The following is a 13,852-nucleotide window of genomic DNA, read 5'->3' as shown; positions in this document are numbered from 1 at the left end:
CTGCTCGGCGCGCTGCTGCAGCTGCTGTTTAAGTTGTTGTTCGCGGGCCAGCAGGTCGGTGTATTCGCCGAGTTTCTCGCCAAAGCTGGCAATATGGGTGGCCACCTCCGTGAGCACGCTCTGGTAACCGGCATCCTGCACACTGCCCTTCAATTGCGCGACCAGCGCTGCCGCTTGTTCCGCCTGCTCGATACGCCCCTGACGAACGTCCTCTGCGCCCTTGCGGCTCTGCTCCAGCCGTACCCGGGCCTCGTCCATGGCCAGCAGCATCAGCCGCGCCACCTGGGCGACCTGACCGGCCTGCTCAACGAACTCCGCCCCTCGCGTGCCCTGCGAGTCTTTCAGGGTCCAGGTGCCGTCATCTGCGAGCCCGGCTTGCAAGACGTCAAGGTTGTTGGCCACGCTGGAGACCGACCAATTGGCCATGTCCAGCGCCAGCTCCTTGGCCTGAGTCAACTCGACGACCTGGTCGAATGCCTGGCGATAGGCAAGCAGTGACGGCTCGACACTCGCGCTGGCCAGCTGCGGCAGTTCGCGGGCCTGCGCCTGCAAAACCTCCACCCCTTGGTGCAAGGCTTCAACCGCCTTGGGATCGGACGTCAGCGCGTAAGTCTGCTCACGCAGGCGTACCTGCAACAACGCATCGTTGACCGCAGTCATTTGCTTGAGGCCATCGAACCGTTTGCCAACGCCAAACAACGCGGCAACACCCAGCCCCGCTACCAGCGTCGTCAACAACAACACCAGGCTAAACCCAAGGCCCATCTTGCGAGCCATTCCCCAATTGGCAAAACCACCCTTGCTGGCCGAATTCATTGCGCCCCGCTCCCCTGCTGCCATCCCGGAAACCCCGGAAAATCCCCAGGACGCAGAGTGGCAATCACGCAAGCCGCCGCACAAGCCTTTGGCGTCGGAATAATGGCAAAAAGCTAGGTTCGCGTCGTTTTCAGTAAGCTGAAGGTCGCGCTGACGCTGCCTGGGTTACCGCCTGAAAGCGCCCGCCATAAGGGCACGCTACATTCCGCTAACACCCCTTCAGGCTCAATCACCCAGATCAATCATCGAGTATTTCGCCAAACGCTAACCCTTGCCGATACAGCCCACAGGGGCTATGAACAAGCTTGACCTTTTCATTAGAGAACGACGCCATGCCTGCCTTGAACAACCGCCGCTTCCTGCTCGCCAAACGCCCAGTGGGCGCCGTGACGCGGGATGACTTCACCTTTGAACAGGTGCCCGTCAACGAGCCGGCAGACGGCCAGGTGCTGGTCAAAAACCTCTACCTGTCACTAGACCCGGCCATGCGCGGCTGGATGAACGAGGGCAAGTCCTACATTCCACCAGTGGCACTCGGTGAAGTGATGCGCGCCCTGGGCGTTGGCGAAGTGATCGCCTCGAAACACCCCGACTTCGCCGTAGGCGACTACGTCAACGGCGCACTCGGCGTACAAGACTACTTCCTCGGGGCGCCCAAAGGTTTCTACACCATCGACCCAGGGCTGGCACCGCTGCCGCGCTACCTGTCGGCACTGGGCATGACCGGCATGACCGCCTACTTCGCCCTGCTGGACGTTGGCGCACCCAAGGCCGGTGAAACCGTGGTGATATCCGGCGCGGCCGGTGCGGTCGGCAGCATCGCCGGGCAGATCGCCAAGCTCAAAGGGTGCCGCGTGGTCGGCATTGCCGGTGGGCAGGAGAAGTGCCGCTACCTGATCGATGAGCTGGGCTTCGACGGCGTCATTGACTACAAAGCCGAAGACGTCCTCGAAGGCCTCAAGCGCGAGTGCCCCAAGGGTGTGGATATCTATTTCGACAACGTTGGTGGCGACATCCTGGATGCCGTGCTCACCCGCCTGAACTTCAAGGCGCGGGTGGTGATTTGCGGCGCCATCAGCCAGTACAACAACAAGCAGGCGGTGAAAGGACCGGCCAACTACCTGTCGCTACTGGTGAATCGGGCACGGATGGAAGGCTTTGTGGTGATGGACCACGCCCCGCAGTTTGCCGCCGCCGCGCAGGAAATCGCCGGCTGGCTGGCCACCGGCATGCTGAAAAGCCGGGAGGACGTGGTCGAAGGGCTGGAAACCTTCCCCGAAACCCTGTTGAAGCTGTTTAACGGGGAAAATTTCGGCAAGCTGGTGCTTAAGCCCTGATCTCGGCAACCACGTCGGCCAGCGCCTTGGCTGGATCGGCGGCCTGGCTGATCGGACGACCGATCACCAGGTAGTCGGAGCCGGCATCCAGCGCCTGACGAGGTGTCAGGATACGGCGCTGGTCATCCTGAGCGCTGCCCGCAGGGCGGATACCCGGGGTGACCAGTTGCAGCGACGGGTGAGCTGCCTTCAGCGCCGGGGCTTCCAGGGCCGAACAGACCAGGCCGTCCATACCGGCCTTCTCGGCCAGTGCAGCCAGGCGCAGCACCTGCTCTTGCGGCTCGATGTCCAGACCAATGCCGGCCAGGTCTTCGCGCTCCATGCTGGTGAGCACGGTAACACCAATCAGCAGAGGCTGAGGGCCGCTGCGCTGGGCCAGCACGTCACGGCAGGCCGCCATCATGCGCAGGCCACCGGAGCAATGCACGTTCACCATCCACACGCCCATTTCGGCAGCCGCTTTGACAGCCATGGCGGTGGTGTTCGGAATGTCGTGGAATTTCAGGTCGAGAAACACCTCGAAGCCTTTTTCACACAGGCTCTCGACGATGCCCGAAGCGCTGCTGGTGAACAGCTCCTTACCGACTTTGACCCGGCACAGGCTAGGGTCCAGCTGATCGGCCAGCTTCAGGGCGGCGTCACGGGAGGGGAAATCCAGGGCGACGATAATAGGCGTCTGGCAGACGGACATGGGCAAGTCTCTTGGCAAGTCGAAATCGGCGCGCATTGTAGCCGATGCAGCGGTGCAAGGGGGCCCACTGATGACGAATTCGCCGTCAACCCGCTCGCCCTCTTATACTTCAGGTACTACACCCAACACTGGACAAGGAGCACCCCATGCCTTGGTATGCCTGGTTGATCCTGGTGGTTGCCCTTGGCTCCATCATAGGCGGCCTGATGCTGCTGCGCGACACCGCACAAAAACTGCCGCTGACCGAAGAACAGCTCAAGCGCATTCACGAACGCAACGCCGAAATGGACGCCAAAGACGCCAAGGACCGCTAAACATACGGGACCGAGCCCGCCCGAAAAAATGGACTGCCCACCAAGGGTTGGATTTGTGTCCAATTTCTCGGAGGCAGTCCAAAAAGTAGGAGCGGGCTTGCCCGCGATGGAAGGCAACACCTCCCCAGCGCCAAACGCTCACAACGCCGCGCCGACACATCCGCCCCACTCCCGATCAGTTAACCGTCAACTTATCGCGATTGCGCTCCAGCAACGCTTTGCCAATACCCTTGACCTCCAGCAGCTCATCAACCGACGCAAAGTCCCCGTGAGCCTCACGGTAGGCGACGATAGCCTCGGCCTTGGCTTTACCGATACCGGTCAATTCACTTTGCAGGGCTGCGGCGCTGGCTTTATTCAAATCAACCTTACCCACGCTTTGCTCAACAACAACCTGAGCAGCAGGCTGGGCCGGGGCCGTTGGCGCCGCTGAAGCGGGCAATGAAAAGGTCGCGAACAGGGCTAACAGCAGAGAGGACAAGTACATATGGCGCATAAGGTGACACTCCTTAGGTCGTTTGCTTGCTGAGGCAGCTTTTCCTTGGCTGCCCCTGAAACCTAGCCCCTGGGTACCGTGCGTCAAACGCGATAAGCCGAGGATTTTTTACTAAATTAGACAGCGCGTTCATCCCCAGCCTTGCCTGCACACCTCAACAGACACCCACACAAACGAATGCAAAATTCGTAAAGGAAATGTAAAAAAAATGTAAAAAAACAAAAAAATGCTATGTTCATCAATCACATGGCATTTTGATATAGGGCTTCAAACGTGGACAGGGATGCGAAACAACTGGTCAAGGACTTCCCTTTTACCTACACACACCAGCGCTCGACCCTGCACTTCAGCACGCCGATTACCCCCCATGTCGCTGACGCGATGAAACATTTGCTAAACCAGGCACGCCAAGACAAACGCGTGAGTGCGCCGGTACTCAGCAGCGGTTGTCGCCTGTTCGCAAAACGCCAGCCCATCGACACCTTCAAGAAAAAAATACGTATCGCCAGAGGCCGCGCCAAACGTTGCGGCATGTATGACTGGCCCATAGAAGAGTTGATGAACACGGCTGAAGCCCAACGGCGCGGTGTACGCGTGCCGTCGTTGATCGCCTTTGGCTACACCCGCTCGCCTGTGGGGCTGGCAAACGACGTGATCATCATCACCGAGCTACTGCCCGACCACACCGATGGCCTGGAATGGGTGAATGCCAACCCTCATGGGGTTGAACACCTCATCGCAAAAACGTTCGAATTGCTGCACGCCCTGAACAGCAAAGGCATCATCCACATGGACCTGTGGGCCGCAAATGTGATGCTCGCCAACACCGGCAACGCCCCTGCCCATGCCATTGACCTTGAGAACTGCTTCCTGAAAGCGCCCGACGACCTGAGCGAAACCCTAGGCTTTCAGTTTGGCTTTTTCTACCACCGGGAAATCTATCGCTTCATCACAGAAGCGCGGTACGACGCGCTGGTGTATGACGCGCTGAAAGCGTACCCGGCTGTGGATAAGTCACGGTTTGCCAAGGTGTACGAGGAGAGCAAGCACCAGCATATTGGGCGCAAGGAACGGCGGGGGGTGTTTTGCGGAGAGGTGGTTGTGGGGTGAATCGAGGAACTCCGGACAATAGCCCACAGTTCCCACATGTTGAAAAAGGCAGGCGCGCAATGCGCCTGCCTCAAAGCTACTAATTCGACACAGTGACTTGGTCAGCATCTTTAGACCGCATCGGCACCGCCAACAAAATCGCCACTGGCAACCAGAACAACGTCCAGTAGTCACCAGGTCGACTAAAGATCCGCTCAACATCCGTAAGCATGGCGATCAGCGCAAAGACCAGTGCAGGAAATGCAAGACGCACCCAATAGTTGCTGCGCAGTTTCCAAGCTTTATGAGCCAACCCCAGTAGACCCGCAGCTAGCAACGCAAGCGAAACGATGCCGCTGTCGTAGACCTGTTGGAGGTACAAGCTATGGGCATGAGGGGAAACATGAACGCCATCAGGCCAGCGATACTCGAAGGGTGTGCCCAGCCCGTGCCCTACGGCCCAGTGACCTGACATGACTTTAAAATAGTAGACCCAAATAGGCCCGCGCCCAGACAACTGCTTTTCCTGAAACTCGATGACCAACTGCGGCCAAAACTTGATGACCAGTGCAAGGACAAGCACTGTGCCGATCCCCAGCAACCACCAACCGAGCCTGGAGTTTTGTAAAATGACGACAGCCACAATCCCCCCCAGCAAGGCGAACCATGCCCCCCTGGTATAGGTCAACAATACATAGAGGCTCAACAGCATGAAGATAGCGAGCCAAAACAGTACTGACTTGAACACCGTGCGCTTATCCAATGCCACACCGAGTGCCCAAATAGCAATTGCACCGTGGAAAATACCGGCGACTACAGGCCAGCCGTAATTGGCAAAATTCCCGATACCCGAGCGATCTATACGGTAAGCACGATAGGCCAGTGGTTTATCCAAAATGCCAAACTGATAAACAATGCTGACAAGGGCGCCTATAGCAACCATGACGACCCCTGCCAACAACGCCTTCTTCAGAAAGGCCTCATTGTAGGACATTAGTAAGTAGATCGCTTGAAGATACAGGGCAATCAGCAACCCTCGCTTTGCAAGCGAGAACGCATCCTTTTCAGAGCCTGTTGCCCATAGTGCACTCAAGCCGACCCAGAGCAGAAAAAAAATCCACGGAATGTAGTGAGCCGACGGTACACATTTACTCCGAACGATCAACTTGTAAAAAACAAAAATCAGCGCAGGCAAAAGTAGCCATATATATACTTGAGCGTTCCTCGCGCTACCGGACTGAATCCAAACCTTACCACTCAACTGAATAAACAAACCAATAGCCAGCATCCAAATCATAACAAGCTGCCAGCTTCGGCCTTTAGTGCCGCCACCCCGCAATACTTCTACTCCATTCATAGCCACCACTAATTCCCCAAACAAAATCAAAATGCGTTTTTATTAATGAAGCCTTTAAAAACCGTGAGAACTATAATTTTCAGGTCAACCCAGAGCGACCAATTATCGATGTACCACAGATCATATTCGACCCGTTTTTGCATTTTTTCGAGCGTATCAGTCTCCCCACGGTAGCCGCAGACTTGAGCCCAACCGGTGATACCTGGCTTGACCTTATGCCGCTGCATGTAAGACTCAACCAACTCCTTGTAGTACTCGTTGTGCGCCAATGCATGGGGGCGAGGTCCAACAATCGACATACGCCCTTGGAGCACATTGAAAAACTGCGGTAGTTCATCAAGGCTAGTACGTCGTAAAAACGCCCCGACTTTGGTCACACGCACATCGTTGCGCGTGGCCTGGGTAACGCCACCTTCGCTATGCACAACCATCGAGCGAAATTTGTACACTTTGAAATGTTTACCGTTGATGCCCGTTCGATACTGTTTAAACAAAACTGGCCCAGGGGACGACACCTTGATTGCCAAAGCAATTAACAGGCAAACCGGAAGTATCAAAAGGCTTATCAAGCCTCCAATGATCAGGTCTTCAAGCCGCTTGACGACCAACGCCGAGCCATCCATCGGGCTGCAGCTAAGGTCCAATGAATACAAGCCGGCAATATGGCTCACCTTGTGGTTCAGCAAGCGGATATCACCCCACTCCGGAATGAAGCGAACCGCAACAGTGTGGTGCCGAAGGGCATACATGATGGAGCGGATGACGCCCCCTTCACTGAGCGGCAGGCACAGCCATACTTCATGCACACCTAACTCATCCACTTTGGCGACCAGGCTGTCCATCCAGCCGTCATCCTGGCTAAACGCGAGGCTTGCGGAAATACGAAAACCGTCTTCTTCCAAGGTGCGACCACTGTTTAGTTGGCTGGCCGACTGCCCTCCAGAATCAATCAGCAGTACACTCTTCAGGTTCAGCCCTGAGCCACGTATACGGCGTAAAAATAAAAACACGGAAAGGCGCAGCAACAAACACAATGCGCCACCCATAAATAACATTACGCTGAACCAGATACGGGAATAGTTATCTGAAAGCTTCAGGAAAAACGTCAACGATAAAAGAATGCCTGCGGCGGACAGCCAGCAAACCACCAAGACACCGAGTTGACGCCAGAAGGAATGGCCTCGTTGAGAACCATAAACACCGCCCAACGCCAAACAGACTACGACCACAATAGCCGTAATCATCGTTGCGGTGTTGTAACGCCCCGTCATCTCAAAGTGCTGAAAACGGTAATGGAAGGCAAACAAGCCCGCCACCAAGACGATGACCATGTCCGTTAACGCGACAAAAAAAGGAACGGGATAACGTTCTGCAAATGTTGGTTGATACCGATGAGTGACTTGCATGTCGTTGAACAGGCCCCAATCTCTATAAAACACTGGTTAGCGCGCACTGCAGCCAGGCACCGCCCCCGCAGTCACAACACCCTACCCTACACAGCAACTCAGAGGCGCCAGCGCCGGCCACCCCCTCCTGAGTCACTATCAGTCATGCTTTATTTTTTGGATTGACACGCCCGTACTTATCTTCAAAGCGCACAATATCGTCTTCTCCCAGGTACGTACCTGACTGAACCTCAATCAGCTCCAATGGTATAACGCCTGGATTTTCCAAGGCGTGAACTTGGCCGATAGGGATGTAGGTGGACTGGTTCTCGGTGACCAAATAGGTTTTGTCGCCATTGGTGACACTCGCCGTACCGCTCACCACAATCCAGTGCTCCGCACGGTGATGGTGCATCTGGACTGAGAGCTTGGCCCCAGGTTTTACGGTGATACGTTTGACCTGATAACGGTGCCCGCTATCGATCGAATCGTACACCCCCCAAGGACGATACACTTCACGGTGATTGGCATGCTCATGGCGCTGCTCCTGCTTGAGCTGCTCAACAATCTTTTTGACGTCTTGCACATGACTCTTGTGGGCAACCAGGACAGCATCCTTGGTCTCAACAATAACCAGGTCCTCGACCCCTACCGTCGTCACCAAGCGATGCTCGGCATGCACATAGCTATGACGAGTACCGTGTTGAAGGACATCCCCCTTCAGGACATTCCCGTTGCTGTCCTTTTCGCTGACATCCCACAGTGCAGACCATGACCCGATGTCACTCCATCCAGCATCCAGCGGCACCATGGCGGCATCGGCCGTTTTTTCCATCACCGCATAATCGATCGAGTCGTCCGGGCACTGGCCAAAGGCATCTGCATCAATACGGGTGAAGTACAGGTCCTGCTCTGCCCCCGCCAATGCCTGACGGCACACCTTGAGAATGTCGGGCTGGAACGCCTCCAGCTCCGCCAAGTAGCGGCTGGCACGAAACATGAACATGCCACTGTTCCAAAAATAGTCCCCAGAGGCAACGTAATGCTGGGCTGTGGACAAGTCCGGCTTCTCAACGAAACGGTTGACCTTGAACCCTTCACTGCCAAGCACTTCGCCTTTCTGGATGTAGCCATAACCGGTTTCAGGGTAAGCCGGCACGATGCCAAAGGTGACAAGCTTGCCTGCTTTGGCTAACACCATGGCAGCCTCAATACTGGCATGGAACGCTGGCACGTCCTGAATCAAGTGATCGGCAGCCAAAACCAGCAGCAACGGATCCTGACCCTCTTCTATGGCCTGCAATGCCGCCAAAGCAATGGCAGGTGCCGTGTTACGCCCCATTGGCTCCAACAGAATATTGGCCTGCTCCAGGCCAATCTGACGTAGCTGCTCTGCTGCAAGAAACCGATGCTGCTCGTTGCAAATCAAGCGTGGCGCTTGGGCGTCCAGCCCCTGCAGGCGCTCAATCGTGGCTTGCAGCATGGACTGATTCTGGTCGACCATCGGCAAAAATTGCTTGGGGTTAAGTTGACGCGAAAGCGGCCAGAGACGCGAGCCGGAACCGCCAGCCATGATTACCGGAAGCAACATGTGTTTTTGTCCTTTGAAGTCGTACTACCAAAAAATGAATTCTGCATGCCGTGCAGCACGCCCAACACATTACAACAAGAAAGAAAATTAAACCTCATCGATAAACCGAGCCAGAATCCGATCCTTGTCGAGAAAATCATGGGCATATGCTGTAGCAATCAGGTTAGGCAAGGGCATAGCCAGGCAACCCTCAATCCCCCTAAGCAATGCCTCGACAGACTCGGGCTCTACCCGTTCTGCAATGCCTGGATGGTCTTGGCACAACAAGCCCAGACTGGTCTCAGGGTCTGCGGTAATAACTGCATTGCCGCCTACTGCAAGGATGTTGGTCAGTTTTGATGGCAGTACCGCATCTGCAGCCCCACGTTTCTGAATGACCAAATGGCAATCGGCACTGGCGAGCAGCGCGGGCAGGTCCTCATAGGGTTGCAACGGTGCAAAGACTACGTTCGACAGTTGCTTCGATGCTGCCAACGCTTGCAATCGGGCCTTACCTGCGCCTTCGCCAACGATCAGGAACACCAGCTCCGCACGGCCCTTAAGGCGATCCGCAGCTTCAATTACACTTTCCAGCCCCTGCTTCTCGCCTATGTTCCCGGAGTAAAGCAGCACCTTCTTGGCAGGATCAATGCCAAGTCGGGCAAGCAATGCGTCATTACGCGCAACATTGGCAAACCGTGCGGTTTCAGACCAGTTAGGGAAAAAACGCAACTGCTCAACGCTGACACCTTTGCTCTGGGCGCGCCGCAGCATGGCCGCAGAAATGCTTGAAACACGGTCAAATGCGCGCAAAATCAGCCGCTCTGCGCCATAAGCAATACGTTTTAGCACGCCGCTGTTGGCAATCCGCAGGCCAAACAATGCATCGACTTCAAAATCCTGAATGTGCAGAACGGACTTAGCGCCCGCCAGCTTAGCCAGCAGGAGCGTCTGAGGTGCACAAAATAGCGTCGGGACCACCAGAACTACCAGGTCTGGCTTCCACCTCAACTGCGCCAGCATTGCCAACGAAGATGAGATAGAAAAACTTGCCAGGTGCAACAAGCGCGTTAGTGCCGTCGGTTTAGCCGGCACATAGAGCGGGCACCGGTAAACACTGACGCCCTCCTCTTGAGTACAGTTAAAACGCCAGGACGAAAACGCAGGCCACACTTTCCAATCGGGATAATACGGTGGTGCGGTAACAACCCGCACCTCATGGCCTTGCTCAGCAAGCCAGCGGGCCATTTCGCCGCTGTATTTACCGATTCCAGTCAGCTCTGGGCTGTAATTGATGCCATAAAGCAGAATTTTCATCAGTGAGTCCGAGCGTTTTGCACATTGTCGACGTACCACTGATAGGCACTCTGCAAGCCTTGCTCAAGGCCAATACTGGCTGTCCAGCCCAACGCGGCCAAACGCGAAACGTCCATCAACTTGCGCGGAGCACCGTCGGGCTTCGTCGCATCGAACGTCAGCTTGCCCTGAAATCCGGTCACTTTGGCAACCGTGTGCGCCAACTCAGCAATCGTGCAATCGACGCCCGTACCAACGTTGATGTGAGAAAGCATTGGCTGTGTGTGTGCCTGATATAGCTCGGGCTCGAGCTCCATGACATGCACGCAGGCAGCAGCCATATCGTCGACATGTAGAAATTCACGCATTGGCTTGCCACTGCCCCAGATCACAACCTCGGTATCACCTCGCTGAGTAGCCTCGTGGAAGCGACGCAGCAACGCTGGAATAACATGGCTGTTTTCAGGGTGATAATTATCGTGCGGGCCATAGAGGTTGGTTGGCATCACACTACGATAATCGCGGCCATGCTGACGGTTGTAGCTTTCACAAAGCTTGATACCAGCAATTTTGGCCAATGCATAAGGCTCGTTCGTTGGTTCAAGCACACCTGTCAGTAACGCAGCCTCCGTCATAGGCTGCACTGCCAGCTTTGGATAGATGCAGGAAGAACCGAGAAATAGCAGCTTTTGAACACCACGCAGGTGAGCAGCCTGAATGATGTTGGCCTCAATCATCAGGTTGTCAAAAATAAAATCGGCCGGATAGGTGTTATTCGCATGAATACCACCTACTTTGGCTGCGGCCAGATAAACCTGGTCAATGGCATGAGTTTGAAAAAATTGCCGAACCGCCGCCTGGTCGAGCAAATCCAACTCATCCCGCGTTGCGGTGAGGATGTTCGAGTAGCCAAGCGTCTTGAGCCTGCGAACGATGGCTGAGCCAACCATTCCACGATGGCCGGCCACAAAAATCGACTGTTCCAGATTACGGGCCACAATCAGTTCTCCACAGATACAGGCAAGTCATGGCCGTGGGACTTCAGCAGCGCATGGCGCTGAGCTGCTTTCAAGTCCTCGCGCACCATCTCTTCGCACATTTGCTGTACGGTAATTTCCGGTACCCAACCCAATTTTTCTTTGGCCTTGGTTGGATCACCCAACAAGGTTTCCACCTCGGCAGGCCGGAAATAACGCGGATCTACGCGGACAACGACATCACCGACCTTCAGTGCCGGTGCCTTGTCGCCTTCAATGTGTTCGATAATCGCATGCTCTTCAACGCCTTCACCTTCAAAGCGCAGCGTAAGGCCAAGCTCAGCAGCCGACCACCGTACGAACTCACGCACCGAATATTGAACACCGGTTGCAATCACGAAGTCTTCCGGTTGCTCTTGCTGCAACATCATCCATTGCATGCGGACGTAGTCCTTGGCATGACCCCAGTCACGCAGGGCATCCATATTGCCGAGGAACAAACACTTTTCCAGGCCTTGGGCGATGTTCGCCAAAGCGCGTGTAATCTTACGTGTTACGAATGTTTCACCACGACGCGGCGACTCATGGTTGAACAAAATGCCGTTGCAGGCATACATACCATAAGCTTCACGGTAGTTTACTGTAATCCAGTAGGCATAAAGCTTGGCTACCGCATAAGGGGAGCGAGGGTAGAACGGTGTCGTTTCCTTTTGAGGAATTTCTTGCACCAGTCCATAAAGCTCGGACGTCGACGCCTGATAGAAGCGTGTTTTTTTCTCCAAGCCCAACAAACGAATAGCTTCAAGAATACGCAGTGTGCCCATGGCATCAACGTCTGCGGTGTACTCCGGGGACTCAAAACTCACTGCAACATGGGACTGTGCCCCCAAGTTGTACACCTCATCAGGCTGTACTTCCTGAATAATACGAGTGAGGTTAGAAGAGTCACTCAAATCGCCATAATGCAAAACAAAATTACGATTATCTACGTGCGGATCCTGGTAGATATGGTCAACACGCTGAGTATTAAAAGACGAAGCACGGCGCTTAATACCATGTACTTCATAGCCTTTCTCCAAGAGAAACTCAGCCAAGTAAGAGCCGTCCTGCCCTGTAACGCCGGTAATAAGTGCTTTTTTCATTTTTCCGCCTTAAAAATATCATCTTTATTGAGTGGGACATACTCAATAAAATCAAGCCAACCATATTTAGAAGTATGCTTCAGAGACCTACCTGACGACTCAAAAATCTTTCGATAATACTCATATTGCACAAATACATTCTTCGCATTATCCAGATGCTTGATTATACCGTCACGCCAATTATCACCCGAGGTAGCATTTTTCCTTGGATCCTGACCTGACTCATAAAAATTCTCAACAACGCCACCATAATCTTTTAATATATTATGATCACAACCAAGAAGAAACACTCGCTTATAGCCCATATAATAGAGCACTGGTAAAACCATAATAGGGCTGGTCTGTGGAGCTAGCACAGGGCGAGTAAGATCAATATCACTTGAAATTTGAGATTTTTCCAAGCACAAATAATAAACAGACCTGGTTTGAAAAATACCAAACTTCTCAACATCTACTTTGGTTTGCAAGCCTAGCACTATGGATGTTTCCAAAGGCAACTCTTTATCAGCCTTAACAAGCCAAGAAATATACTCTTCATAAACCAGGGGCTCATGATATGGCGCAAAAAAATGAAACTTCGGCCTGATCACATTCAGCTGTGGATGTAAAATAAAATTACTCACACTAAAACAATCATTTCCAGCCAGAAAACTTAAATCAATCCCTTTCAAACTTGGCCCGGTGGCCAACAAAAAAGCATCCTTGCCCGCTGCAATATTTTTCAGATCCAAGTTTTTCATCAAACCCTGTTTATTTCGCGTAGCCAAAAAGCGAAACAGGACAGCGACCCTAAGAACATAGGGCATAAAAATACGAGGAACAAAATCCTGCAGTAAATAATAAAATCTTTTCTGAAAACTCATACGTCACTCCAAATCGCCGACCAACTCACCATAGCCTTTGTGACTTGAAATAGTAGCGAGATGGCGCTGCCGCTCCAAGTCACTTGTAAAACGATAACGTATTACCTTTGCTGGCACCCCTGCAACAATAGCAAACGGTGGGACATCTTTCGTGACTACCGATTTAGCAGCGATTATTGAACAGGAGCCAACTTTTACTCCCGCCATGATTAGTGCATCTTGACCAACCCACACATCGTCACCGATTTCCGTTTGCTCCAGAAGCTGTCGACCAGAAAAGCACGTCGGTACACCTACAATAGAAAACTCATGGTCGGAACCAATTACTGATACACCTGGGGCCATCAATAAAAATCGCCCCGCCTTAACCTTAGGATATATCGTGCAGCCTGCTCCCACAAAACCGTAATCTGAAAGCTCAAAATCTTTAGCTATATATTTTTGATCAGGAACAACCCAACTTTTGTGCGAAACATTCTTCCAGCCATAGCGAAACTTCCTATATCGCATGACTTGCTC

General features: G+C 53.6%; 12 protein-coding genes and 1 pseudogene. 3 read left to right on the top strand and 10 right to left on the bottom strand.

Features of this window, described 5'->3' with window-relative positions; all coding sequences use genetic code 11:
• The first annotated feature begins 1,148 nt into the window (after positions 1 to 1,148).
• On the top strand, positions 1,149 to 2,153 hold the full coding sequence (locus tag EKA13_RS13315) for an NADP-dependent oxidoreductase (RefSeq protein WP_065759865.1): 1,005 nt from the start codon (positions 1,149 to 1,151) through the stop codon (positions 2,151 to 2,153).
• On the opposite strand, the gene pyrF is transcribed toward EKA13_RS13315, so the two are convergent.
• A complete protein-coding gene (pyrF, locus tag EKA13_RS13310; protein ID WP_065759864.1) occupies positions 2,143 to 2,844 on the bottom strand; it encodes an orotidine-5'-phosphate decarboxylase in 702 nt (233 codons plus the stop codon). The genes EKA13_RS13315 and pyrF overlap by 11 nt on opposite strands.
• A gap of 146 nt (positions 2,845 to 2,990) precedes the next feature.
• On the opposite strand from pyrF, the gene EKA13_RS13305 reads away from it, so the two are divergent.
• Positions 2,991 to 3,158, top strand: coding sequence for a DUF2897 family protein (locus tag EKA13_RS13305; RefSeq protein WP_065759863.1), 168 nt, complete (start codon positions 2,991 to 2,993; stop codon positions 3,156 to 3,158).
• A gap of 175 nt (positions 3,159 to 3,333) precedes the next feature.
• Here EKA13_RS13305 and EKA13_RS13300 read toward each other — a convergent pair whose 3' ends face one another.
• On the bottom strand, positions 3,334 to 3,654 hold the full coding sequence (locus EKA13_RS13300) for a ComEA family DNA-binding protein (protein WP_065759862.1): 321 nt from the start codon (positions 3,652 to 3,654) through the stop codon (positions 3,334 to 3,336).
• Positions 3,655 to 3,927: 273 nt separating this feature from the next.
• Between EKA13_RS13300 and EKA13_RS13295 the strand changes: the two genes are divergently transcribed.
• Positions 3,928 to 4,764 carry a lipopolysaccharide kinase InaA family protein gene (locus EKA13_RS13295; RefSeq protein WP_065759861.1) on the top strand — a complete coding sequence of 279 codons (837 nt, stop codon included), beginning with the start codon at positions 3,928 to 3,930 and terminating at the stop codon, positions 4,762 to 4,764.
• Positions 4,765 to 4,843: 79 nt separating this feature from the next.
• Here EKA13_RS13295 and EKA13_RS13290 read toward each other — a convergent pair whose 3' ends face one another.
• The 8 genes and pseudogenes from EKA13_RS13290 to EKA13_RS28705 all read right to left on the bottom strand — a co-directional run.
• Positions 4,844 to 6,100, bottom strand: coding sequence for an O-antigen ligase family protein (locus EKA13_RS13290; protein WP_125862933.1), 1,257 nt, complete (start codon positions 6,098 to 6,100; stop codon positions 4,844 to 4,846).
• A gap of 26 nt (positions 6,101 to 6,126) precedes the next feature.
• Positions 6,127 to 7,506 (bottom strand): undecaprenyl-phosphate glucose phosphotransferase, encoded by a 1,380-nt coding sequence (locus EKA13_RS13285; RefSeq protein WP_065759859.1) that lies wholly within the window; start codon positions 7,504 to 7,506, stop codon positions 6,127 to 6,129.
• A gap of 142 nt (positions 7,507 to 7,648) precedes the next feature.
• Positions 7,649 to 9,076 carry a mannose-1-phosphate guanylyltransferase/mannose-6-phosphate isomerase gene (locus EKA13_RS13280; RefSeq protein ID WP_065759858.1) on the bottom strand — a complete coding sequence of 476 codons (1,428 nt, stop codon included), beginning with the start codon at positions 9,074 to 9,076 and terminating at the stop codon, positions 7,649 to 7,651.
• Positions 9,077 to 9,163: 87 nt separating this feature from the next.
• Entirely contained in the window at positions 9,164 to 10,372 is a 1,209-nt protein-coding gene (locus tag EKA13_RS13275; RefSeq protein ID WP_065759857.1) for a glycosyltransferase WbuB, read from the bottom strand.
• Positions 10,372 to 11,349, bottom strand: a complete 978-nt coding sequence (gene fcl / locus EKA13_RS13270; RefSeq protein WP_065759856.1) for a GDP-L-fucose synthase — start codon at positions 11,347 to 11,349, stop codon at positions 10,372 to 10,374. The genes EKA13_RS13275 and fcl overlap by 1 nt, the downstream gene beginning before the upstream one ends.
• A 2-nt stretch (positions 11,350 to 11,351) precedes the next feature.
• The gene (gene gmd, locus EKA13_RS13265; RefSeq protein WP_065759855.1) at positions 11,352 to 12,470 is read right to left on the bottom strand and encodes a GDP-mannose 4,6-dehydratase; all 1,119 of its coding nucleotides are present in this window, start codon (positions 12,468 to 12,470) and stop codon (positions 11,352 to 11,354) included.
• Positions 12,467 to 13,333: a hypothetical protein gene (locus EKA13_RS13260; RefSeq protein WP_065759854.1), complete on the bottom strand. Its 867-nt coding sequence runs from the start codon at positions 13,331 to 13,333 to the stop codon at positions 12,467 to 12,469. Before EKA13_RS13260 ends, gmd begins: the two co-directional genes overlap by 4 nt.
• A 3-nt stretch (positions 13,334 to 13,336) precedes the next feature.
• A pseudogene (locus tag EKA13_RS28705) lies at positions 13,337 to 13,852 on the bottom strand (hypothetical protein); the annotation flags it as partial.

Source organism: Pseudomonas defluvii, assembly GCF_001695625.1.
GTDB lineage: Bacteria > Pseudomonadota > Gammaproteobacteria > Pseudomonadales > Pseudomonadaceae > Aquipseudomonas > Aquipseudomonas defluvii.
This window is presented reverse-complemented; position numbering and strand designations above follow the sequence as displayed.

Bases quoted from the DNA above. Each gene is read 5' to 3' on its own strand.
- EKA13_RS13315 (WP_065759865.1), top strand. From the start codon at position 1,149: ATGCCTGCCTTGAACAACCGCCGCTTCCTGCTCGCCAAACGCCCAGTG.
- pyrF (WP_065759864.1), bottom strand. From the start codon at position 2,844: ATGTCCGTCTGCCAGACGCCTATTATCGTCGCCCTGGATTTCCCCTCC.
- EKA13_RS13305 (WP_065759863.1), top strand. From the start codon at position 2,991: ATGCCTTGGTATGCCTGGTTGATCCTGGTGGTTGCCCTTGGCTCCATC.
- EKA13_RS13300 (WP_065759862.1), bottom strand. From the start codon at position 3,654: ATGCGCCATATGTACTTGTCCTCTCTGCTGTTAGCCCTGTTCGCGACC.
- EKA13_RS13290 (WP_125862933.1), bottom strand. From the start codon at position 6,100: ATGAATGGAGTAGAAGTATTGCGGGGTGGCGGCACTAAAGGCCGAAGC.
- EKA13_RS13285 (WP_065759859.1), bottom strand. From the start codon at position 7,506: ATGCAAGTCACTCATCGGTATCAACCAACATTTGCAGAACGTTATCCC.
- EKA13_RS13280 (WP_065759858.1), bottom strand. From the start codon at position 9,076: ATGTTGCTTCCGGTAATCATGGCTGGCGGTTCCGGCTCGCGTCTCTGG.
- EKA13_RS13275 (WP_065759857.1), bottom strand. From the start codon at position 10,372: ATGAAAATTCTGCTTTATGGCATCAATTACAGCCCAGAGCTGACTGGA.
- gmd (WP_065759855.1), bottom strand. From the start codon at position 12,470: ATGAAAAAAGCACTTATTACCGGCGTTACAGGGCAGGACGGCTCTTAC.
- EKA13_RS13260 (WP_065759854.1), bottom strand. From the start codon at position 13,333: ATGAGTTTTCAGAAAAGATTTTATTATTTACTGCAGGATTTTGTTCCT.